Annotated in this window: 18 protein-coding genes and 1 pseudogene; 14 read left to right on the plus strand and 5 right to left on the minus strand. The window is 70.0% G+C overall.

Going from position 1 to position 22,763, the window contains the following annotated elements:
• Positions 1-151 precede the first annotated feature (151 nt).
• Positions 152-1,690, plus strand: coding sequence for a glycine betaine/L-proline transporter ProP (proP, locus tag ACIREE_RS25575; protein WP_404156486.1), 1,539 nt, complete (start codon positions 152-154; stop codon positions 1,688-1,690).
• Positions 1,691-1,866: 176 nt separating this feature from the next.
• A complete protein-coding gene (locus ACIREE_RS25580; protein WP_404156489.1) occupies positions 1,867-2,277 on the plus strand; it encodes an ATP-binding protein in 411 nt (136 codons plus the stop codon).
• A gap of 13 nt (positions 2,278-2,290) precedes the next feature.
• Here ACIREE_RS25580 and ACIREE_RS25585 read toward each other — a convergent pair whose 3' ends face one another.
• From ACIREE_RS25585 to ACIREE_RS25600, 4 genes are all read right to left on the minus strand, one after another.
• Entirely contained in the window at positions 2,291-4,387 is a 2,097-nt protein-coding gene (locus ACIREE_RS25585; RefSeq protein ID WP_404156492.1) for a xanthine dehydrogenase family protein molybdopterin-binding subunit, read from the minus strand.
• Positions 4,388-4,418: 31 nt separating this feature from the next.
• Complete coding sequence (locus tag ACIREE_RS25590; protein ID WP_404156495.1) at positions 4,419-5,411, minus strand: FAD binding domain-containing protein; 993 nt, start codon at positions 5,409-5,411, stop codon at positions 4,419-4,421.
• Positions 5,408-5,968 carry a 2Fe-2S iron-sulfur cluster-binding protein gene (locus ACIREE_RS25595; protein WP_404156498.1) on the minus strand — a complete coding sequence of 187 codons (561 nt, stop codon included), beginning with the start codon at positions 5,966-5,968 and terminating at the stop codon, positions 5,408-5,410. The genes ACIREE_RS25590 and ACIREE_RS25595 overlap by 4 nt, the downstream gene beginning before the upstream one ends.
• A gap of 109 nt (positions 5,969-6,077) precedes the next feature.
• Positions 6,078-6,560, minus strand: coding sequence for a flavin reductase family protein (locus ACIREE_RS25600; protein WP_404156501.1), 483 nt, complete (start codon positions 6,558-6,560; stop codon positions 6,078-6,080).
• 192 nt (positions 6,561-6,752) lie between these two features.
• Between ACIREE_RS25600 and ACIREE_RS25605 the strand changes: the two genes are divergently transcribed.
• The 12 genes and pseudogenes from ACIREE_RS25605 (at position 6,753) to ACIREE_RS25660 (ending at position 20,695) form a co-directional block, all read left to right on the plus strand.
• Positions 6,753-7,115, plus strand: coding sequence for a hypothetical protein (locus ACIREE_RS25605; protein ID WP_404156504.1), 363 nt, complete (start codon positions 6,753-6,755; stop codon positions 7,113-7,115).
• 191 nt (positions 7,116-7,306) lie between these two features.
• Complete coding sequence (locus tag ACIREE_RS25610; RefSeq protein WP_404156507.1) at positions 7,307-8,560, plus strand: ABC transporter substrate-binding protein; 1,254 nt, start codon at positions 7,307-7,309, stop codon at positions 8,558-8,560.
• Positions 8,557-9,492: a carbohydrate ABC transporter permease gene (locus ACIREE_RS25615; protein ID WP_404156510.1), complete on the plus strand. Its 936-nt coding sequence runs from the start codon at positions 8,557-8,559 to the stop codon at positions 9,490-9,492. Before ACIREE_RS25610 ends, ACIREE_RS25615 begins: the two co-directional genes overlap by 4 nt.
• Positions 9,492-10,340 carry a carbohydrate ABC transporter permease gene (locus tag ACIREE_RS25620; RefSeq protein ID WP_404156513.1) on the plus strand — a complete coding sequence of 283 codons (849 nt, stop codon included), beginning with the start codon at positions 9,492-9,494 and terminating at the stop codon, positions 10,338-10,340. Before ACIREE_RS25615 ends, ACIREE_RS25620 begins: the two co-directional genes overlap by 1 nt.
• Before the next feature lie 210 nt (positions 10,341-10,550).
• Complete coding sequence (locus ACIREE_RS25625) at positions 10,551-11,849, plus strand: ABC transporter substrate-binding protein (RefSeq protein ID WP_404156516.1); 1,299 nt, start codon at positions 10,551-10,553, stop codon at positions 11,847-11,849.
• Entirely contained in the window at positions 11,849-12,838 is a 990-nt protein-coding gene (locus tag ACIREE_RS25630; RefSeq protein WP_404156519.1) for a carbohydrate ABC transporter permease, read from the plus strand. The genes ACIREE_RS25625 and ACIREE_RS25630 overlap by 1 nt, the downstream gene beginning before the upstream one ends.
• Complete coding sequence (locus ACIREE_RS25635; RefSeq protein ID WP_404156522.1) at positions 12,831-13,673, plus strand: carbohydrate ABC transporter permease; 843 nt, start codon at positions 12,831-12,833, stop codon at positions 13,671-13,673. The genes ACIREE_RS25630 and ACIREE_RS25635 overlap by 8 nt, the downstream gene beginning before the upstream one ends.
• Before the next feature lie 6 nt (positions 13,674-13,679).
• Positions 13,680-14,915 carry a Gfo/Idh/MocA family protein gene (locus ACIREE_RS25640; protein ID WP_404156525.1) on the plus strand — a complete coding sequence of 412 codons (1,236 nt, stop codon included), beginning with the start codon at positions 13,680-13,682 and terminating at the stop codon, positions 14,913-14,915.
• 225 nt (positions 14,916-15,140) lie between these two features.
• Positions 15,141-15,476: pseudogene (locus ACIREE_RS25645) on the plus strand (PRC-barrel domain-containing protein); the annotation flags it as partial.
• 264 nt (positions 15,477-15,740) lie between these two features.
• Positions 15,741-17,327 carry an FMN-binding glutamate synthase family protein gene (locus ACIREE_RS25650; RefSeq protein WP_404156528.1) on the plus strand — a complete coding sequence of 529 codons (1,587 nt, stop codon included), beginning with the start codon at positions 15,741-15,743 and terminating at the stop codon, positions 17,325-17,327.
• A 264-nt stretch (positions 17,328-17,591) separates the two neighbouring features.
• The gene (locus ACIREE_RS25655) at positions 17,592-19,115 is read left to right on the plus strand and encodes a catalase (RefSeq protein WP_404156531.1); all 1,524 of its coding nucleotides are present in this window, start codon (positions 17,592-17,594) and stop codon (positions 19,113-19,115) included.
• 107 nt (positions 19,116-19,222) lie between these two features.
• The gene (locus ACIREE_RS25660) at positions 19,223-20,695 is read left to right on the plus strand and encodes an aminotransferase class I/II-fold pyridoxal phosphate-dependent enzyme (protein WP_404156533.1); all 1,473 of its coding nucleotides are present in this window, start codon (positions 19,223-19,225) and stop codon (positions 20,693-20,695) included.
• 34 nt (positions 20,696-20,729) lie between these two features.
• On the opposite strand, the gene ACIREE_RS25665 is transcribed toward ACIREE_RS25660, so the two are convergent.
• Positions 20,730-22,757, minus strand: coding sequence for a CocE/NonD family hydrolase (locus tag ACIREE_RS25665; RefSeq protein ID WP_404156536.1), 2,028 nt, complete (start codon positions 22,755-22,757; stop codon positions 20,730-20,732).
• Positions 22,758-22,763 lie beyond the last annotated feature (6 nt).

A 22,763-nucleotide genomic window follows, 5' to 3' on the forward strand; every position in this document is an offset into this window, starting at 1 on the left:
CCGAGACGACTTTCAGGGCTGACGGCCAAGAGCGGCACCAGCACAGGGAGAGAAAAGCCTGATGGTGAAAGGCTTTCCGCGCGAGACGCCCAAACGGCCCCGGGTACGGGAGCCGAAGGCGACACGCACGTCCAGGTCGGCGACGGATCGCATGGCGCGCACTCTTTTGCGGCAGCGCAAGAAATCCCTCAGCCCCGAGGACGTGACGGTGTCGGACCGGCCGACGGTCCGGCGCGCGGTGACCGCCGCCGCACTCGGCAACACCATGGAGTGGTTCGATTTCGGCGTCTACGCCTATTTGGCGGGCACGATCGGAAAAGTCTTCTTTCCCTCCAGCTCCCCCGGTGCCCAGGTGGTCTCCACCTTCGCCACGTTCGCCGCGGCGTTCCTGGTCCGCCCGCTGGGCGGCCTGGTCTTCGGACCGCTCGGTGACCGCATCGGCCGGCAGAAGGTCCTGGCCACGACCATGATCATGATGGCGGCCAGCACCTTCGCGGTCGGGTTCCTGCCGTCGTACGCCTCGATCGGTTTCGCCGCGCCGCTGCTGCTGCTCCTGTGCCGACTGGTCCAGGGCTTCTCCACCGGCGGCGAATACGCGGGCGCCACGACGTACATCGCCGAGTACGCGCCCGACCAGCGGCGTGGATTCCTCGGCAGCTGGCTCGACTTCGGCACCTTCATCGGCTACTCCCTCGGCTCCGGTCTGGTCACCGTACTGACGCTGACCCTGGGCTCCGACGGACTGGAGAGCTGGGGCTGGCGCATCCCCTTCTACGTCGCAGGACCGCTCGGCCTCATCGGCCTGTACATGCGGCTGAAGCTGGAGGAGACCCCCGCGTTCCAGAAGGAGGCGGCCAACGAGGCGGCCGAGCGGCAGACGGGGGAGGGCGACGACGGCGACCCCGTCGAGGAGGCCCGGCAGTCCGGAAAGGGCCGGCTCAAGGAGATCTTCACCCGCCACTGGCAGGCCGTGCTGATCTGCATGGGGCTCGTGCTGCTCTACAACGTCACGAACTACATGGTGACGTCCTATCTGCCGACCTTCATGACCGTGACGCTGGGGGAGAGCGACACCACCTCACAACTCCTGGTCCTCGGGACCATGTTGCTGGTGGTGCTCACGATCACCGTCGTCGGCCGCAGCTCGGACCGGTGGGGCAGACGCCCCCTGTTCATGGGCGGCAGCATCGCGATGATCGTCCTCGCCGTCCCCGCGTTCCTGCTGATCAGGGAAGGCGGCATCCTGCTGCCCGCTTTCGGCTGCGCGATCCTCGGCCTCCTCCTGGTCTGCTTCGCAGGGACGGCGGCGGCCACCCTGCCGGCCCTGTTCCCCACCCGGCTGCGCTACGGCGCTCTGTCGATCGCCTTCAACATCTCGGTCTCCCTCTTCGGCGGCACCACGCCGCTGGTCGCCTCGTTCCTGGTCGACACGACCGGCAACACGCTGGTGCCGGCGTTCTATCTGATGGTGGCCGGAGCGATCGGGTTCGTGTCGACACTCTTCCTGCACGAGACGGCGGGCCGTCCGCTGCGCGGATCCGGGCCGATGGTGGAGACCCCCGACGAGGCCCGCGCGCTCGTCGCGCGCAGTCGTACGGAGGCCGGCCGGCATGCCCGCGACGTCTGGCTGCGGCTGTGGCATCCCCTCGGCGGCCGCGACCGCTCGAACAAACCCGAACGGAAAGAGTGACGCGGCGCGGTACTCACCCCTGACGGGGTCGTCTCATCGCGCGGTTCGAGGGTACTCACCCCTGACGGGGTCGTCTCATCGCGCGGTTCGAGGGTACTCACCCCTGACGGGGTCGTCTCATCGCGCGGTTCGAGGGCAGACGTAGGGGGACCCTCGACAGACTAGGAGCCACGACGATGGACGATTCCTCCCTGCGTGCCGTGGGGTGGGCCCGTTCGCTGCCGGTGAGCAGCGGGGTGAAGGCGGCCCGGGACTGGACCCGCGACCATCTCGCGTCGCTGGGGTGGCTGAAGAGCGCGCCTGACACGGTGGACGCGGTGCTGTTGGCCGTGTCGGAGCTGGTCACCAACGCGCACGTGCATGCGCGCAGCGCGGCCCAGCTGGTGCTGACCTGGGACGGCGACTGCCTGCATGTCACCGTGCACGACTCCTCGCCGCGCCCGCCCGAGCCGCGGCAGCCGGACGACGAGGCGCTCGGCGGGCGCGGCATGCTCCTGATCGACGCGCTGGCGGACACCTGGCGGGCCTACCCGTGCCCGCGCGGCAAGGACGTCACCGCGTGTTTCCGGCCGGAGTACATCACCTGAGGCCGATCGTCCCTCACACCTCGCCGTTCAGGATCCGGTCGGGTGTGAGGGGCAGTTCGCGCAGCCTGACCCCGGTGGCGTGATGGACGGCGTTGCCGATGGCGGCGGCCGTGCCGACGATGCCGATCTCACCGATCCCCTTGCTGCCCATGGGGTTGATATGGGGATCGTCCTCGTCGACCCAGTACGCCTCGATGTCGGGCACGTCCGCGTGGGCCGGCACGTGGTACGCGGCCAGATCCTTCTCGGTGAAGTCGCCGAAAGCGGCATCCATCGTGCTGCCTTCCGTCAGCGCCATCCCGAGACCCATCGTCATCGCCCCGATGAACTGCGAGCGGGCGGTGCGGGGGTTGAGGATGCGCCCGGCCGCGTAGACGCCGAGCAGCCGGCGTACCCGGACCTCGCCGGACACGGTGTCGACACCGACCTCCGCGAAGTGTGCGCCGAAGGCATGACGGGCGTAGTCGCTGTCCGCGTCGGCCGTGCCCTTGGTGTCGGCCTTCGCGCTGATGCCCTCCGGCGGCAGCGGCTGCCCCTGCCGCTCGGCCAGGCTCTCGGCAAGTCGCGTACAGGCCGCGTGGACGGCCCACCCCCACGACGCCGTACCGGAGGAACCGCCCGCGAGCGGCGCCGCCGGCAGGTCGCTGTCGCCGATCTCCGTACGCACCCGGTCCAGCGGCACACCGAGCGCGTCGGCGGCGACCTGGGCCAGGACCGTACGGGCGCCCGTCCCGATGTCGGTGGCGTTGACCCGGATCTCGAAGCTGCCGTCCGGGTGGGCGTGGGCGCTCGCCCGGCTCGGCGAGGCGAGCGTCGGGTAGGTCGCCGCCGCCACGCCGCTGCCGATCAGCACGGTGCCTTCGGCGCGTGAGAGGGGCCGCGGGTCGCGCTGGGACCAGCCGAAGCGCCGGGCGCCTTCGCGCAGACACTCGGCGAGGTGCCTGCTGCTGAAGGGCTTGGAGCTGTCCGGTTCGGTGCCGGTGTCGTTGCGCAGGCGCAGTTCGACGGGGTCGATGTCCAGGGCGACGGCGAGTTCGTCCATCGCGGACTCCAGCGCGTACATGCCCGGCGCCTCGCCGGGGGCCCGCATCCAGGAGGGTGTGGGCACGTCCAGGGGCACCACACGGTGGGTCGTCCTGGCGTGCTGCGAGGGGTACATGACGCGCGTGGCGGCGGCGCCCGTCTCCATGAACTCCTTGATGCGGGAGGTGTGCCCGGTGACCTCGTGCACCACGGAGGTCAGCGTGCCGTCCGCGGTGGCGGCGAGCCGCACGCGGTGCAGGGTGGGCGAGCGGTGGCCGACCACCGCAGCCAACTGCCCCCGCGGAAGGACGAGTTTGACCGGCCGTCCGGTCTCCCGGGCAGCCATGGCGGCGAGCACCACGTGCGGGCGGGGCGTCCCCTTGGAGCCGAAGCCACCGCCGACGTGCTCGGAGACGACCGTGATCTGTTCCTTCGGCAGGGCGAACAGGGCGGCGAGGGTGTCGCGCACCGTGGTGCTGCCCTGGCTGGAGTCGTGGACGCTCAACCGCCCGTCCTGCCAATTGGCGGTCGCCGCGTGCGGCTCCATGGGGTGGTTGTGCAGGGGTGGCACCCGGTAGCGGACATCGACATGGACCGCCGCGGAGGCGAACGCGGCGTCGGCGTCGCCGCGCACGTGTTCCCCGGAGGTGCCGTCTTCGTCCTCCGGCACGTGGGCATCGGGATGATCGGCGCGCAAGGTCACCTCGAAAGGCTCCTCGGCGTAGGTGACCCGCACGGCGGCGGCCGCCTCGCGCGCCGTTTCCAGGGTGTCGGCGACGACGAGAGCGACGTACCACCCCCGGTGCGGGACCCGCGCGTCCTGCAGCACGCCGAGCGTCGCGTCGTCCGGCTCGGTCAGCCGCGGCGCGTTCCGGTGGGTGAGGACCGCGACGACACCGGGCAGCGCCAGGGCTTCCGCGTCGTCGATGCCGGTCACGCTGCCGCGCGCCACCGTGGCCGGGACCGGCCATGCGTAGGCGCAACCGGTGGGCGTGTGTTCCGCCGCGTAGCGGGCGGTCCCGGTCACCTTGGCGGGGCCTTCCCTGCGCCCGGCGGGCGAACCGAGTGCGCTGACCGTGTCCGGCATGTTGTCTCTCCCTGTGGGCGGAGGCGGCGAGTCAGGAGGCGGGGGCGCCGGCCAGGCGCCGCAGCACGTCGCACGCGAGGTTGCGGGCGAGAGGAACCTTGAAGGCGTTGTCCCGCAGCGGCAGCGCCGCGGCGAGTTCGGCGTCGACAGCCCGCCGGAACGCGTCGTCGGTGGCGGGACCGCCCACCAGCTCCTGCTCGGCACGGAGCGCGCGCCAGGGCCGGTGAGCGAGACCGCCGAAGGCGATACGGGCATCGTGGACGACGGCGTCCCGCACGTCGAGGACCACCGCCACGGACGCCAGGGCGAACGCGTACGACGCCCGGTCGCGTGCTTTGCGGTACGCGGAGGGCAGCCCGGCGGCCGTGGGAGGCAGCAGAACTCCGGTGATGAGCTCACCGTGCTCGATCTCGGTGTCACGGTCGGGGCGGTCGCCGGGCAGCCGGTGGAATTCCGTCACGGGCAGGGAGCGCGGGCCCGCGGCGCCCCGCAGTTCCACCCGGGCGTCGAGCGCGGCGAGCGCGACCGCGAGGTCGGAGGGGTGCGTCGCGATGCACTGCGCCGAGTGGCCGAGGACCGCGTGATCACGGTGCACACCGTCGCGCGCGCCGCACCCGGACCCGGGCTCACGCTTGTTGCAGGGCTTCGCCGTGTCCTGGAAGTAGGGGCAGCGGGTGCGTTGCAGCAGGTTGCCGCCGGTCGTGGCCATGTTCCGCAACTGGCCCGACGCACCGGCGAGCAGGGCCTGCGCCAGCACGGGGTAGCGGTCCCGGACCAGGGGATGGGTGGCGAGGCCGCTGTTGCTCACCGTGGCGCCCACGCGAAGGGATCCGTCGGGAAGTTCGTCGACGGAGTCCAGGGGCAGATCGTCGACGGCGATCAGGGTCTGCGGCTGTTCCACGCCGAGTTTCATCAGGTCGACGAGGTTGGTGCCGCCTCCCAGATACCGGGAGCCCGGCCGGCCCGCGTGGGCCGCGGTCGCTTCCTCCACGGTGCGGGCGCGCACAAAGCTGAAGGGCTTCATCGGATCACGTCCTCGACGGCTTCGACGATGTGCGGGTAGGCGCCGCAGCGGCACAGGTTGCCGCTGAGCCGTTCGCGGATCTCGTCCCTGGTCAGTGTCACGGGCGCGCCGGTGGCCGCGCCGGGCAGCGTGACGTGGGAGGCGTCTCCCGCGGCGGCCTCGGCGATGGCGCCGACGGCGGAACAGATCTGCCCCGGCGTGCAGTACCCGCATTGGAAGGCGTCACGCTCCAGGAAGGCCTGCTGGAGGGGGTGCAGCGCGTCGGTGTCGGCGGCGTCGGCGGCGTCGTTTTCGGTCGCGCCGCGCAGCCCCTCGACCGTGGTGATGTCGGCGCCCTCGTGGGCGACGGCCAGCATGAGGCAGCTGTTCGCGCGCCGCCCGTCGACGAGCACCGTGCAGGCGCCGCACTGGCCGTGGTCACAGCCCTTCTTGGCGCCGGTGAGACCGAGCTGCTCGCGCAGGACGTCCAGCACCGTCGCGCGGTGGTCGAGAGGGAGGCAGTACGGGCTGCCATTGACCGTCAGAGACACTTCCGAATGGAAGGCATCGGTGGGCATCGTGCACTGCTCCCTCAGGTGACGCGTCGGCTGAGATGGACGTGGCGCGTACTCAGCCTGTGCCAGACAGCACCGAGCGGCACGCCGAGAGGGGGCGTCGAGACGGCGTCTACGGGTGTCCGGCGGTGATACCGAGCGTGTCCTGCAGCGAGAGCGCGGGTCCCCGGTCCGTCGCGGAGGCACGGATGCGGTCCGGGTCGAGGAGGAACGCGACGTGGTCGCCACCGTCGAACCGGTCGCGGATGTGGCCCGCGAACGAGGCGAGCGCGTCCGTCAGGACAGGCGCCCCGCCCGGCCCCTCGGACCAGTCCAGGTCCGCGAACTTGTCGTGCCGGGCGCCGCAGAGAGCCCCGAACCGCTCGGCGAGACGGTGCTGCCGGCGGTCGAGAAGGTGGACCACCAAGGTCTGCGCCGTCCGGGCGAGGAGGTAGGTGTGATTCACCTTGGACAGCCAGACGACGAACCGGACGGGTTCGATGGAGCACTGGCCGGCGAAGCCGACCAGGCAGCCCGCGCGTTCCCCGTGGGCGGCCGTGGTGACGACGTGGATGGGGGAGTCGGCCAATGCGGTGAAAGCGTCGAAGTCAGCCACGGTTTCCTCCTGTCCCGGGCGGGGATCCCTGCCCTGTGATGCGATGTGCGGCCATGTGCCTGCCCCTGCGCGCCGGCGGGGCGTCCGCGAGACCGAACCGCGCCGGCCGATGGGCAGACTTCTTTCGTCGCATCCCTCGCATCCCTCGCATCCCTTGAATCTTTTGGATCCCTCACATCCCGGAGGTCCCCCATGCCTGATCCGCGCCCCGGCTCCCCACGCGACGGCTCCTTCCCGGCCGAGTGCGCCCACACCCACCTCTTCGCGGGCGCCCGCTGCCGGATCGGGGACCTGCCCGATCCGGCGGGCTTCGGCGCCGATCCCGTACCGATCGGCATCGCCCTGCACTTCTCCGACGACGTCACCGCCGAGGCAGAGCTCCTCGTCTCCGACCGGGGCGACCTCGCCCTGGCCGTGGCGGCCCACACCACGGCCGCGGGCACCCCGATGACCGGGCGGGTCTGGAACGTGCGCGAGGTCCGGCTCGTCGCGGACGAGGCGGAGGTGGTGCTCGGCCGGCCACAGGACCCCGGGTTCCCCGGCACGCGGAACTGAGACGTGCCGGGCGCCCTGCCGTGGGCCGGAGCGGTCCGCCCACGGTGACACACGCCCGTATCACTTCTGTCGAAAACCCCGTGCAGGGTTGATCGTTGGGCCGTCGGGACAGACACACGAGGTTCGCACCGCACCGAGACCGCCGGGCAGACACGAGAGCGCCCGGCCGATGGAGACTGGGGACAACCGACATGACCATCAGCCGCAGGGGACTGCTCGCCACCGGCGCCGCCTTCGGACTGCTCACCGCCTGCGGGTCCAACACGGGCCGCGACGGTGCGGGCGGATCCGGCAGCGGACCGGAACTGTCGCAGTGGTACCACCAGTACGGCGAGCAGGGCACCGAGCAGGCCGTGAAGAAGTACGCCGGCGCCTACAAGAAGGCACGGGTCGGCGTCCAGTGGCGGCCGGGCAACTACGACCAGCAGACGGCCGCTGCCCTGCTCACCAAGTCCGGCCCCGACGTCTTCGAGGTCAACGGCCCCACCCTGGACCAGATCCAGGGCAAGCAGGTGGCGGACCTCACCGACCTCTTCGAAGGCGTCAAGGACGACTTCAACCCGGCGGTGCTCGCCCCGAAGACGTACGACGGCAAGATCTGGGGCATCCCGCAGGTCATCGACATGCAGATGCTCTTCTACCGCAAGAGCCTGCTCGACGACGCCGGAGTGCGGCCGCCCGGGACCCTGGACGAACTCGTCGACGCGGCAAAGAAGTTGACGAGTAAAAAGGTCAAGGGCCTCTTCCTCGGCAACGACGCGGGAGCCGGCGCGCTCGGCGGTACCCCGCTCTACGCCGCCGGTCTCTCGTTCGTCACCGACGACGGCAAGGTCGGCTTCGACGACCCGGCGGCCGCCCGCGCCCTCGGCAAGCTGCACCAGCTGTACGCCGACAAGTCACTGCTGCTCGGCGCGCCCACCGACTGGTCGGACCCGTCGGCGTTCACCCAGGGGCTCACCGCCATGCAGTGGTCCGGGCTGTGGGCGCTGCCCGCGATCCAGAAGGCACTCGGCGACGATTTCGGCGTGCTGCCGTTCCCCGGGGACGGCACGCACGGCGCTCCGTCGGTGCCGGTCGGCGCGTACTCCGCGGCGGTCTCCACGCGCAGCGCGCACCAGCAGGCGGGCAAGGACTACCTGAAGTGGCTGTGGATCGACCGCACCGACTACCAGGAGGACTTCGCGCTCGGGTACGGCTTCCACATCCCGGCCCGTATCTCGCTCGCGAAGAAGGCGGACCGGCTCAAGGACGGCGCGGCGGCCGACGCCGTCCGCTTCACCACCGAACACGGCTACGCGCAGCCGCTGTTGTGGACCCCGGCGGCCCAGACCGCGTACCAGGACGCCCTCAGCCGCGTCATCAAGAACGGCGCGAACCCGGAGAGCGAACTGAAGGGAGTCGTGCGGAAGGTGTCCGCGGAGCTGGCCCGCGTGACGTCCAAGTGAGCGCCGCGCAGCCGCACGCGCCGGGACGGCGGGCCGAACGCAGCCGCACGTGGTGGTTCTGGGTCTTCGTCGGCCCCTTCGTCCTCGGCCTCGGCCTGTTCACGTACGTCCCGCTCGGCTGGAGTGTCTGGCTGAGCTTCTTCGACGCCCACAACACCGTCACCCCCGACCGTTTCGTCGGCCTCGACAACTACCTCGCGCTGCTGCGGGACGACGCGTTCCGCAGCAGCCTTCTGACCTTCTGCGTCTTCACCCTGTTCATCGTGCCGACGACCTACGCCGCCTCGCTCGCGCTCGCCCTGATGGTCAACCGGCTGAAGCGCGCCCAGGCGTTCTTCCGCTCGGTCTTCTTCCTCCCCGCGGCCTGCAGTTACGTCGTCGCCGCGCTGATCTGGAAGATGTCGCTCTTCAGCGGAGTGCGGTTCGGGCTCGCCAACACGCTGCTCGGGTACGCCGGTTCGGACCCGGTCGCCTGGCTGTCCACCACGGACCCGCCCTGGTACTGGCTGGTCATCGTCACCGTACGGCTCTGGCTCCAGGCGGGCTTCTACATGATCCTCTTCCTGGCGGGCCTGCAACGGATCAGCCCGACGCTGTACGAGGCGGCGGCCGTCGACGGGGCCCGGCCCGGCTGGCAGGTGTTCCGGCACATCACGTTCCCCCAGCTGCGCGCCACCTCCGTCGCCGTGGTGCTGCTGCTCGTCATCAACGCCTTCCAGGCCTTCGACGAGTTCTACAACCTGCTCTCCGACTCCCGTGGCTACCCGCCCTATGCGCGCCCGCCGCTCGTCTACCTCTACTACACGGCCCTCGGCCAGGGTCAGAACCTCGGCCTCGGCAGCGCCGGAGCGGTGCTGCTCGCCCTGATCATCGCGGTGGTGACGATCGGGCAGGCGCGGTGGTTCGGCCTCGGCAGGAAGGAGGCGGACTGATGCCGCCCATCCAGGAGGGCGACGCCCTCGTCCGCGCCGGGCGAGCCGTGCGGCTCGTCCTGTTGATCGCCCTGGCGGCGCTCTTCCTCATCCCCTTCTACCTGCTCGTCCGCAACGGACTCGCCACGGAGCAGGACATCACCTCGCCCGACTGGACGTTCTTCCCCTCGCGTGTGCAGTGGGGCAATCTGCGCGAGCTGTTCGGCGACACCTCGGTCCCCTTCGCGCGCTCCCTCCTCAACTCGGCGCTCATCGCCGTCGCGACGACCCTCGGCACCCTGCTGCTCGCCTCGCTCGCCGGATACGGTCTCGCCCGCATCCCGTACCGGCACGCGAACAAGGTCTTCTACGCGATCCTCGGCACGCTCATGGTCCCGGCGGCGGTGACGTTCGTGCCGACGTTCGTCCTGGTGTCGTCGCTCGGCTGGGTCTCCACCCTGCGCGGGCTCATTGTCCCGACGCTGTTCTCCGCGTTCGCCTGTTTCGTCTTCCGGCAGTACTTCCTCGGCTTCCCCGGGGAGCTGGAGGACGCGGCCCGGGTCGACGGGCTCGGCTACTGGCGCACGTACTGGCTCGTGGTGGTGCCGAACGCCCGGCCGGTGTTCGCGGCGGTCGGCACCATCGTCTTCATCGGCGCCTGGAACGCGTTCCTGTGGCCGCTGGTCATCGGCCAGGACCGCGACGCGTGGACGGTGCAGGTGGCCCTGTCCTCGTTCAGCACGTCCCAAGTGGTGCGCCTGCACGAGCTGTTCATCGCGGCCGCGGTGTCCATCGTGCCGCTGCTCGTGGTGTTCCTGCTGTTCCAGCGGTGGATCGTGGCGGGGGTGGAGCGCTCGGGAATCGACTGAGCGGCTGTTCGACTGCCCGGACATCGCGCCGCGACCTGGGCATCGAATGCGTAAAGTTGATTCAAACAGCCATTGACGCGTCAACTTCGAGCAAATAGCGTCTGGGTATTCCGGTGTGGGGCGGCGCCCCCCGGATCGACCACTGGTGGCTTCACGGCTTCTCCCGCGCGGGCGGGGCCGTGGCCCCGGTCCGACCCAGGAAGGCCCCGCGTGCGCAGACGTTCCCTCCTCACGGCGGCTGCCGCCACGACGCTCGCGGCGGCCCCGCTCGCGTCCGGCTGCAGTTCCTCCGCGTCACCATCGGCCTCGTCCGGCGGCGACTCCCGGCGCGGCCGCATCACCTACGGCGTCTGGGACGTCTACCAGCTGCCCGCCATGAAGCGGGCGGCCAAGGAGTTCGAGCGCACCCGGCCCGGGGTCAGTGTCGATGTCCAGCTCACTCCGAACGGGACGTACTGGACCAAACTGCGCACCGCGTGCACCGGCGGCTCCGCCCCGGACGTCTTCTGGATGAACGGCCCCAACTTCGGCCTCTACGCGGACGCGGGACAACTCCTGCCCCTGGAGACCGAAGGGGCCGACGCCGTGCTGCGGCCCGGCGACTTCCCCGCGGACCTGATGTCGCTCTACCGCTGGAACGGCACCCAGTACGGAGCTCCGAAGGACTTCGACACCGTCGCCCTGTGGTTCAACAAAGAGCTCTTCGACCGGGCCAAGGTCGACTACCCCGATGACACCTGGACCTGGCAGGACCTGATCGCCAACGCCCAGCGGCTCACCGACCGCAAACGCGGCATCTACGGTGTCGGAGCCCCGGTCCGCGCGCAGGAGAACTACTACAACTCGATACCCCAGGCCGGGGGTTGGGTCATCTCCAAGGACAAGCGGCACTCCGGGTACTCCGACGAGCACACCCGGGAAGGGCTGCAGCTCTGGATCGACCTGATCCACCGCTACCGGGCCTCGCCGTCCCTGCAGCAGATGACCGACACGGACCCCACTCAGATGTTCCAGTCGGGGACGCTGGCCATGACCTACGAGGCGTCCTACAACGCGGCGACGTTCTACGCCGACCCCGAACTGCGGGCCAAGGTGGACGTCGCGCCGATGCCCAAGGGCCGCCGGCGCGCCACCGTCCTGCACGGCCTGGCCAACGTCGTCTACGCCCGTACGCCCCACCCGGAACTGGCCCGCGAGTTCGTCAGGTTCCTCGGCAGCGAGAGTGCCTCGCTGCTCCAAGGCAAGTACGGCACCGCCATCCCGGCCCGCAACGGCACCGCCAAACCGTGGGCCGCCGGAATGCCGCGCTTCGACCTCCAGGTGCACCTGGACGCACTCGACTACGCGGTGCCCTTCCCCGGCTCCGCCAACAGCTCGGCCTGGCAGCACAAGGAACAGATGTGGCTCGCCAAGGCGTGGAGCGGCGACGAGAGCCTCAAGGGCGCCACCGGTTCCCTGACCGACGCGATGAACCTGCTGCTCGCGCAGGAGAGAAAGGGCCGGTCCTGATGAGCCTCGACGTGCGTACGGACACTGCCGTACCGGCACAGCGCAGCCGGCCGGACACGCTGGACCAGCGGGCGCTGCGCCGACGCGAGCGCCGCTTCCGGCACCGGGACAAGTGGTGGGGCTACGCACTGATCGCCCCGGCCGGTCTCGGTCTCACGGTCTTCTACCTGTGGCCCGTGGTGCAGACGCTGTACTACAGCTTCACCGAGTGGGGCGCCTTCGGCGGGACCAGCTGGATCGGCCTGACCAACTACCGCACGCTCGTGAGCGACCCGGAGTTCTGGCACTCCCTGGGCAACACCGGCATCTACACCGGACTGGTGCTGCTCGGCATCCCGCTGTCGATGGCGCTCGCCGTACTGCTCAACATCAAGGGCCTGCGCGGCACCGGCGTGTACCGCACGCTCTACTTCCTGCCCGTGGTCACCATGCCCGCCGCCGTCGCCGTGGTCTGGCGCTGGCTCTACAACGGCGACGCCGGCATCCTCAACCACGCGCTGTCCTCGATCGGCATCGACGGCACCTACTGGGTCTCCGACCCGCACACCATCCGCTTCGCGGTCGCGATCGTCGGCGTGTGGATGACCGTCGGCTACAACATGATCCTGCTGCTCGCCGGGCTCCAGAGCATCCCCGGCGACTACTACGAGGCGGCGGCGCTCGACGGCGCGGGACGGGTGCGGCAGTTCTTCTCGGTCACCCTGCCGCTGCTGAGCCCCACCCTGTTCTTCACCACCGTGCTCTCGGTGATCCAGTCCCTCCAGGTCTTCGACCTGGTGTATCTGATCATCGGTGCCAACACGCAGAACTCGCTCCAGAACCCCGCCTACGGCGAGGGCCAGACCGTCGTGATGCTCTTCTTCCAGAAGGCGTTCTTCGACAACCAGCGCGGCTACGGAGCGGCCATCGTCTGTGTGCTGTTCGTCCTGATCATGGCGCTGACAGCCGTTCAGTTCCGGTTGCAGAAGAGGTGGGTCCACTATGCGTGAGTCGACGCGGCGCGCGAGCCGCGAGGGCCGGATGTGGCCCGCCCATGTCCTGCTCACCCTGGGCGCGGTCATTACTGTCTTCCCCCTGGTGTGGGAGCTGCTCACCTCTTTCAAGAGCTTCGGCGAGTCCGTACAGGTACCGCCGACGATCCTGCCCTCGCACTGGGACTTCTCGAACTACAAGAAGGTCTTCGACGGGGTCCCGTTCGGACAGCAGTTCATCAACACCGTCGTGATGGCGCTGCTGCGCACCGCGGCCCAACTGGTGCTCTGCTCGATGGCGGCCTACGCCTTCGCCCGCATCCGCTTCCCCGGGCGCGGGGCGATCTTCCTCGGCTTCCTCGCCGTGCTGATGGTGCCGGGCCAGCTCTTCCTGCTGCCGCAGTACCAGATCATGCAGAGCCTCGGCTGGCTGGACTCCATGCAGGCCCTCGTGGTCCCCGGCATGTTCTCCGCCTTCGGCACCTTCCTGCTGCGCCAGTTCTTCATGGGACTGCCCGAGGAGCTGGAGGAGGCGGCACGCCTCGACGGCGCCAACCCGTTCACCGTCTTCTGGCGGATCGCCCTGCCGCTGGCCCGCCCCGGGCTCCTCGCCCTCGGCATCCTCACGTTCCTCTGGTCATGGAACGACCTGATGTGGCCGCTGATCGTCAACACCGACCCGGCGAAGATGCCGCTGTCGGCCGGTCTGGCCTCCCTCCAGGGCGCTCACCTGACCGAATACCCGGTGCTGATGGCCGGGTCCCTCCTCGCGACGCTCCCGGTGATCGTGGTGTTCGTCGCCATGCAGCGCCAGTTCATCCAGGGCATCGCTTTCTCCGGCATGAAGGGCTGAGTACGCGTGACCGACACCTCCTCCGTCTCCACCACCCCGGCGGGCAGCAGTACGCCCACGCGCGACCTGCGCCTCGGCGTCATCGGCCTCGGTCTGCGCGCCACCCTCGCGCTGGAGGCCCACCACCCCGGCGAGGGCTCCGCGGTGGTGGCCGTCGCCGACACCTCGCCCGACATGTTCGGCAGGGCCAGGGAGTGGTTCGGCGACGACGTCCACACCTACCCCGGCCACCGCGAGATGATCGCCGCCGAAGAGCTGGACGCCGTCTTCGTCATCACCCCCGACCACACCCACGAGGCCCTCGCGATCGACCTGTTGGAGGCCGGGGTCGCCGTCTTCGTGGAGAAGCCGCTGGCCATCACCACCGAGGGCTGCGACCGCGTCCTGGAGGCCGCGCGCACCGGCGGCGCCCGCCTGTACGTAGGCCACAACATGCGGCACATGCCGGTGGTGCGGGTGATGCGCGACCTCATCAAGCGCGGCGAGATCGGCGACGTCAAGGCCGTGTGGTGCCGGCACTTCGTCGGCCACGGCGGCGATTTCTACTTCAAGGACTGGCACGCCGACCGCCGTAACACCACCGGCCTCCTCCTGCAGAAGGGCGCCCACGACCTGGACGTCATCCACTGGCTGGCCGGCGCCTACACCGAGCGCGTCAGCGCGCTCGGCGGGCTCACCGTCTACGGCGACATCACCGACCGCTCGGGACAGGCGCCCGGCGCCGTCATGCCCGACTGGTACGACCCCGAGAACAACTGGCCCCCGCTGTCCCTGACCGGGCTCAACCCCGTCGTCGACGTCGAGGACCTGTCGATGATGGTGATGCGCCTCGAAGGCGGCGTGCATGCCAGCTACCAGCAGTGCCACTACACCCCCGACTACTGGCGCAACTACACGGTCATCGGCACCGAGGGCCGCCTCGAGAACTTCGGCGACCACGGGGAGACCGCCGAGGTCCGCGTCTGGAAGCGGCGCAGCGGATACCGGGCCGACGCCGACCTCGTCGTCCCGATGCCGCCGCCCGGCGAAGGCGGCCACGGTGGCTCCGACCCGATGCTGGTCGCGGAGTTCCTGCGCTTCGTCCGCAGCGGTGGGGCGACGGACACCAGCCCGGTCGCGGCCCGCGAAGCCGTCGCCGCGGGCGTCGCGGCGACGGAGTCACTGCGGGCGGACGGCCGCCCCGTCACGGTGCCCCGCGTCAGCGCCGAACTGGCGGAGTGGTTCGAGAACGGGCAGAAGTAGGCGACCGCACCGGGGACGCGGCGGCCCGTCGACCCAGGCGTAACAGTGCCGGTCAGAGGTGTACGGGAAACACAACTCCGATGTAATTCTCGCCATTACGGCCATGTCCGAGCAGACCCGTTTAGAGGCGGGTCGCTCGGATAGTCGGGTGGAGTCGCCGGACAGGACGCACGGTGCAGCCCTGTATCGCCTGACCGACAGCGACTGATGTACGGAGGTACCACCATGACCGAGAACATCTGGAACTACCCGGCCAGTGCTGGTCACACTCCGAACGCCGATCTGACGGGCTACAAGGTCGAAGCGACCGACGGCAGCATCGGCAAGGTGGACAAGCACTCCAACGACGTCGGTTCGCAGTACATCGTGGTGGACACGGGGGTGTGGATCTTCGGCAAGGAGGTCCTGCTGCCCGCCGGCACCATCACGGGTATCGACGCCGAGGCGAAGACGATCCAGGTGGCGCGCACCAAGGACGAGATCAAGAGCGCGCCGGAGTTCGACAAGGAAAAGCACCTGGGCGACGCCGGCTATCACGAGCAGGTCGGCACGTACTACGGCGCTCCCGGCTCTTCCGGCACCCCCGGTACGCACGGCGGGCCCGGCACCGGCGCACCCGGTACTCCGGGTGCGGGGCCGACGACGCCCGGCCGTCCCACGATCTGACGGCCGGTCCCATGTGTGGCAGGAGAGAGGGCCGGGCCGCTCTGTGCGGCCCGGCCCTTTCCGTCGCAGGTCCGGCCGGATCCAAGGGGGACCGCGGGTGGGACTGCGGGTGGGTCTGCAGGTGAGATTTCGGATGAGATTTCAGGTGGGACGAGGAACATGAAGCGTTTCGCGACCGTGGGTCTGCTGATGGCCTGCGCGGTGGGCAGCGTGCTGCTCGCGCTGCTGGCATCCCCGTGGTGGTGGATCGCCGCGGGTCCGTTCCTGGCCGTGGCGCTGACCGGCGCGTACGACCTCGCCCAGCGGCGGCACTCCGTGCTGCGGAACTATCCCGTCCTCGGCCACCTGCGCTTCCTGATGGAAAAGGTGCGCCCGGAGTTGCAGCAGTACTTCGTGGAGCGCAACTACGACGGCAGGCCCTACGACCGCGACACCCGCAGCATCGTCTACGAACGGGCCAAGGGTGTCGACGCCGAGGAACCGTTCGGCAGCGAGCGCGACATGCAGGAACGCGGCTACGAGTTCCTCGTGCCGTCCATGGCGCCGGTGGACGTGGCCGACAAGCCACCCCGCGTCCGTGTCGGCGGCCCCGACTGCACCGAGCCCTACGACATGGCCCTCCTCAACGTCTCCGCGATGAGTTTCGGCTCGCTCTCCTCGAACGCCGTCGTGGCCCTGAACAAGGGTGCGGCAGGCGGCGGCTTCGCCCACGACACCGGTGAGGGCGGACTCTCCGACCATCACCTGCGACCCGGCGGCGACCTCGTCTGGGAGATCGGCACCGGCTACTTCGGCTGCCGCACCCGTGACGGAGACTTCGACGAGCGGCAGTTCGCCGAGAAGGCCGCGCACCCTTCCGTGCGCTGCATATCGCTCAAACTGTCCCAGGGAGCCAAACCCGGCATCGGAGGCGTCCTGCCCGGCCGCAAGGTCAACGCCGAGATCGCCTCGGTACGCGGCGTTCCCGAAGGCGAGAGCGTCGTCTCACCGCCGTACCACCGGGTCTTCTCCACCCCGCGCGAACTCGTACGGTTCCTCGCCCGGATGCGGGAACTGGCGAACGGCAAGCCGGTGGGATTCAAGCTCTGCCCCGGATCGCGCACCCAGTTCCTCGCCGTGTGCAAGGCCATGGCGGCGGAAGGGGTCACCCCGGACTTCATCGTGGTGGACGGCGCGGAGGGCGGCACGGGCGCGGCACCGCTGGAGTTCGCCGACCACCTCGGCATGCCGCTCACCGAAGGTCTCTTCACCGTGCACAGCGCCCTGACCGGTACGGGATTGCGGGACCGGATCCGGATCGGCGCCAGCGGCAAGGTGGCGACGGGCTCCGACATCGTCAAGCGCCTCGCCCTGGGTGCCGACTACACCAACGCGGCCCGCGCCATGATGTTCGCCGTCGGCTGCATCCAGGCCCAGCGCTGCCACACCAACCACTGCCCGACCGGCGTGACCACCCAGGACGCGCGCCGCGCCCGCGCCCTCGACGTCGTCGACAAGTCCGCGCGGGTCACGCGCTACCAGCAGGCCACGGTCCACAGCGCGCTGCAGATCATGGCGGCGATGGGCGTCCGCGACACCGCGGAACTGGGCCCCCACCTGCTGCGGCGCCGCGAGGACCACGGCGCTTTCCGCTCCTACGCCGAGTTGTACGCATGGCTCGCCCCCGGCGAACTGCTGGCCGCGCCGCCCGAGAGCTGGGCCGCCGACTGGGCGGCCGCGGATCCGGACACCTTCGCCATGAGATGACTCAATGAGATGACTCAATGAGATGACTCAATGAGATGAGGAAGGCGACGACGGATGCGGTGGAGAAAAAGTCACCGGCCGGGTCGTATCGACGACGCCAACCCGGGCACTCGGAGGCTGTCGGAGCGCACACCGATAAATGGCCGTGCCGGAGAAGAGGCCGCAGGATGGTGACAACGTCGGTGCGCCCCCGTATGCGCCGAACCGGAGCCAGGGCCCGTCAAGGCGTGGAGAACATCACCAACCGAAAGGCACACGTAGCCCATGAGTGACGTCACAGGTAAAGCGACCACCTCGGATTCCGGTGCTCCGGTCGAAAGCGATGAACACTCGCTCACGGTTGGCGCCGGGGGCCCGATCCTGCTGCAGGACTCCTATCTGATCGAGCAGATGGCGCAGTTCAACCGGGAGCGGATTCCCGAGCGGCAGCCGCATGCGAAAGGCAGCGGTGCCTTCGGTCATTTCGAGGTCACCGCGGATGTCAGCGCCTACACGAAGGCCGCCCTTTTCCAGCCCGGCACCCGGACCGAACTGGTGGCCAGGTTCTCCACCGTCGCCGGCGAGCGCGGCAGCCCCGACACGTGGCGTGACCCGCGCGGCTTCGCGCTGAAGTTCTACACCACCGAGGGCAACTACGACATGGTCGGGAACAACACCCCGGTCTTCTTCGTGAAGGACCCGATGAAGTTCCAGCACTTCATCCGGTCCCAGAAACGCCGCGCGGACAACAATCTCCGCGACCACGACATGCAGTGGGACTTCTGGACCCTCTCGCCCGAGTCCGCGCACCAGGTCACCTGGCTGATGGGGGACCGGGGCATCCCGCGCTCCTGGCGCCACATGAACGGCTACACCTCGCACACGTACATGTGGATCAACGCCCAGGGCGAGCGGTTCTGGGTGAAGTACCACTTCAAGACCGACCAGGGCGTCGAACACTTCACCCAGCACGAGGGTGACCAGATGGCGGCGGCCGACACGGACTACCACACCCGGGATCTCTTCGAGCACATCCGGGACGGCGAGTACCCCAGCTGGACGCTGTACGTGCAGATCATGCCGTACGACGACGCCGCCACTTACCGCTTCAACCCGTTCGACCTCACCAAGGTGTGGCCGCACGGCGACTACCCGCTGGTCGAGGTCGGCAAGATGACCCTGGACCGCAACCCCACGGACAACCACGCCGAGATCGAGCAGGCGGCGTTCCAGCCGAACAACCTGGTCCCGGGCATCGGCCCGAGCCCCGACCGGATGCTGCTCGCGAGGCTGTTCTCCTACTCCGACGCGCACCGGCACCGCATCGGAGGCAACTACCAGCAACTGCCGGTCAACGCCCCGGTCGCGCCCGTGAACACGTACTCCAAAGACGGGGCCATGGCCTACCGCAAGACCACGGACCCGGTCTACGCGCCGAACTCCAAGGGCGGCCCGGCCGCCGACACGGACCGCTACGGCACACCGCCCAGCTGGTACGCGGACGGTGACATCACCCGCGCCGCCTACGTCGACCACGCCGAGGACGACGACTGGGGCCAGGCGGGCACCATGGTGCGCGAGGTCCTCGACGACGCCGCACGCGACCGCCTCGTGGACAACGTCGTGGGGCACCTGCTCAACGACGTGAGCGAACCGGTGCTCCTGCGGGCGTTCGAGTACTGGTCCAACATCGACAAGTCCATCGGCGAGCGCATCCAGCAGGGTGTACGCGCCAAGGCGAGCGAGAAGGACCCGAAGGCCGCCGAGCAGGCCAACCCGGCCCGCAGCAGCATGCAGCACAAGGCCTGACCCACCCGCGCAGGCGTCTGCCGCTGCCCCCGACCGGGGGCAGCGGCAGACGTGCGTTCCAGGCGTTCCAGGTGGGAAGAGCAGCACTTCGGGGAACACGTGCGAGCATGCCCATGGATCACACGCAGGCCCCCGTGCTGGAAGCCCTCGACGCATACCGCAGGGCCGACACGCTGGCCTTCACCCCGCCCGGTCACAAACAGGCCCGCGGCGCCGACCCCGAGACCCGCAGGATCCTGGGGGACGCCGTCTTCTTCGGGGACCTGCTCGCCTCCGGCGGCCTGGACGACCGGCGCCAGCGCGGCCAGTACCTGAAGCGGGCCGAGAGCCTCATGGCCGACGCCGTGCACGCCGAGCACACGTTCTTCACCACCTGCGGCAGCTCGTTGTCGGTCAAGGCGGCGATGCTCTCGGTGGCCGGCCCCGGCGAGCGGCTGCTGATCGGACGCGACGCCCACAAGGCGGTGGTCTCCGCCCTGATCCTGTCCGGGATCAGGCCGGTGTGGGTCGAGCCGCGCTGGGACGCGGAGCGGCACCTGGCCCACCCGCCGTCCCCCGCGGACTTCGAAGCCGCCTTCACTGCTCACCCGGACGCCTCGGGGGCCCTGGTCACCAGCCCGACCCCGTACGGCAGTTGCGCGGATCTCCGCGGTATCGCCGAGGTATGTCACCGCCGTGGCCGCCCACTCGTGGTGGACGAGGCGTGGGGCGCACACCTGCCGTTCCACCCCGACCTCCCGACCTGGGCGATGGACGGGGGAGCAGACGTCTGCGTGACCAGCATCCACAAGATGGGCAGCGGTCTCGAACAAGGGTCGGTCTTCCATCTGCAGGGCGACCTCGTCGCCCCGTCCGTGCTGAAGAACCGGGCCGATCTGTGGGGCACGACCAGCCCCTCGGTCCTCATCTACGCGGGCCTGGACGGCTGGCGGCGCCAGATGGCCCTGCACGGCCATGAACTGCTGACCCATGCCCTGGAGCTCGCGGGCGAAGTCCGCGCGGGCATCGAGGCGATCGACGGAATGCATGTGAACGACCGGGCCGACTTCTGCGGGCCGGGGCTCGCCGACGATCTCGATCCGCTCCCTGTCGTCGTCGACCTCGCCGGGCCCGCGCTGTCCGGGTACCGCGCCGCGGACTGGCTGCGCGCACACCGGGACATCAATGTCCACCTCGCCGACCACCGCCGCATCAACGTCCAGATCACCCATGCGGACAGCCGGGAGACCACCGAGCCGCTGCTGGAGGCGCTGCGGGAGCTCGCCGACGCGGCCCGGGACTGGAACGCGGCGCCGCCGGTCGAGGTCCCGGACCCCGGCGCCCTGCGGATGGAGCAGGCGTGCCTGCCGCGGGACGCGTTCTTCGCCCGCACCGAGGACGTGCCCGTCGAGAAGGCCGCGGGCCGGGTGGCCGCCGAAATGGTGACGCCCTACCCGCCCGGCATCCCCGCCGTCCTGCCGGGCGAACGCCTCACCGAGCCCGTCCTCGCCTACCTGTCCTCCGGCGTCGAGGCGGGGATGAACCTGCCGGACGCGACCGACCCCTCGCTGCGTACGGTGCGGGTGACCGCTGACCGCTGACAGCGAGGGGCCGGGGCAGGGCGGCTGAACCCGCCTACAGCGCGTCCCGTGGGAGCGTCTCGTTCCATGTCCGGGAGAAGACGCGGCGATCGGACTCGTACGCGTCCAAGGTCGCGTTCACCTGGAACGTGGTGGCGTCGCAGCGCAGCGTCGTGCTGGTGCGGACCTCCACGTCCCAGTCGTCGCGCTGGAAGCGCATGGTCCAGGTGGACTCACCCGCGGGCGAGGTGAAGTCGTCGGCGGTGGAGGTGTACCGCTCCACCGCACGGCAGGCCACGTCGAGGTCGATCGCGTCGAAGTGGACGGTGCCGCGGTCCTTCACGATCTCCAGGGTGGAGCCGTAGTCCACCAGGTCACGGGTGACCTCCCAGCGCTCCTCGGGGGGAGTCACGGCCCGGGTGGTGAGGGGGCGCGCGCCCTCCGGCTCCTCGAAGGGAAGCGCCGGCGCCGTGGCGTCGTCGCTCTCCGTGGGACGGACCGGCAGCACCACGCGGGAGGCTTCCTCATGGACCGTCAGGAGCGTGGGGCTCGGCGGCGGCCAGGCGAGCGGCCAGTACGACGTCGACAGGGAGAGCCGGATGCGGTGGCCGGGCGGGAAGGCCTGCGCCACACCGTTGAGGTCGACCACGGCCCGGTACCGCTGTCCCGGCTCCACCGGGGTGGGCTCGTCCGTGCTGTCGCGGCGCGTCAGGTTGAGGATGCCGTACGTGACACGGGTGGCGCGGCCGTCGGGTGCCACGTCGGAGAGCCGGGCGGCGACCATCGCGACGGGCTGGTCCGCGCTCACCTCCAGCTCGACGCGCGGGGTCCCGAGGATCTCCAGGCGCTCCGGGAGCGGCTCCGTCTCGTAGACCAGGGAGCCGCCGTCCTCCTCGCGCTGGTCGTAGGGCAGGTCGGGCGGCGCGTTGTACGAGGCCCACTTTCCGGCGAACTGGCCCACCGACAGCGGCGATTGGATGCTCGGGCTCGACGGCGTCCGGGCCTTCTCGGCCGGGGACGACAGCCGGCCGGAACCGAGCTGATAGGGGGTGTCCTCGATGTGCTCGGACGGCCAGGTCTCACCCACCCAGCGGCCGGGGCGCTCCTCGTACGACGTGGACGGCGGCACGCTCTCCTGCATCCACGCGCGCAGCATCGGGCCGTCCATCGCGCCGTTGTCCGCGCCCTTGAGCCAGTGGTCCCACCAGCGCACGACCTCCTGGAGGTAGCCGATCGCGGGCCCCGGCTCGCCCAGGTGCGGATACTTGTGGGACCACGGGCCGACCAGGCCCTTGCGGGGCACGTCGAGGCGCCCGAGCAGCCGTGCCACCGCGTTCGAGTACCCGTCGGCCCAGCCGCTGGAGGCGAGCACGGGACATTGGACCGCCGTGTAGTCCTCACAGACCGAGGCGTGCCGCCAGTAGTTGTCGCGTCGCTGGTGGCGCAGCCAGTTGAGCACCCACGGTTCGACGGACTCCATCCGTTCGTGCCACATCTCGCGCCACCGGTCGCCGACCGTCGCGGGATCGGGCGGGCAGGTCGAGTAGGCGAACATCGTGCCCGCCTCCCCGAGGTTGTCGGAGAGCAGCGCCCCGCCCATGTAGTGCATGTCGTCGGCGTAGCGGTCGTCCGTGAACGAGGAGATGACGACGGCCTGCAGGCTCGGCGGACGGCGGGCGGCCACCTGCAGGGCGGCGAACGCGCCCCAGGAGATGCCCATCATCCCGGTGCTGCCGTCGCACCAGGGCTGCGCCGCCAGCCACTCGAGCACCTCCTCGGCGTCGGCCTGCTCCCGCTCCAGGTATTCGTCGGTGAGCACGCCCTCGGAGTCGCCCGTGCCCCGCAGGTCGACGCGGACGCACGCGTACCCGTGACCGGCGATGTACGGATGGTGGATCGAGTCGCGGACCGAACTCAGGTCCCGCTTGCGGTAGGGGATGTACTCCAGGACGGCGGGGACGGGAGTGCCGTCGGAGGAGATGGGACGCCAGATGCGGGCCGACAGGTGGATGCCGTCCGACATCGGGATCCTGACGTTGTCCTCTTCCTTCGTGGCGTGCGGGAGGTTCTCGACGTATCGCATGGCTCT

This window comes from Streptomyces sp. NPDC102467 (assembly GCF_044765445.1).
In the GTDB taxonomy this organism is placed as follows: Bacteria; Actinomycetota; Actinomycetes; order Streptomycetales; family Streptomycetaceae; genus Streptomyces.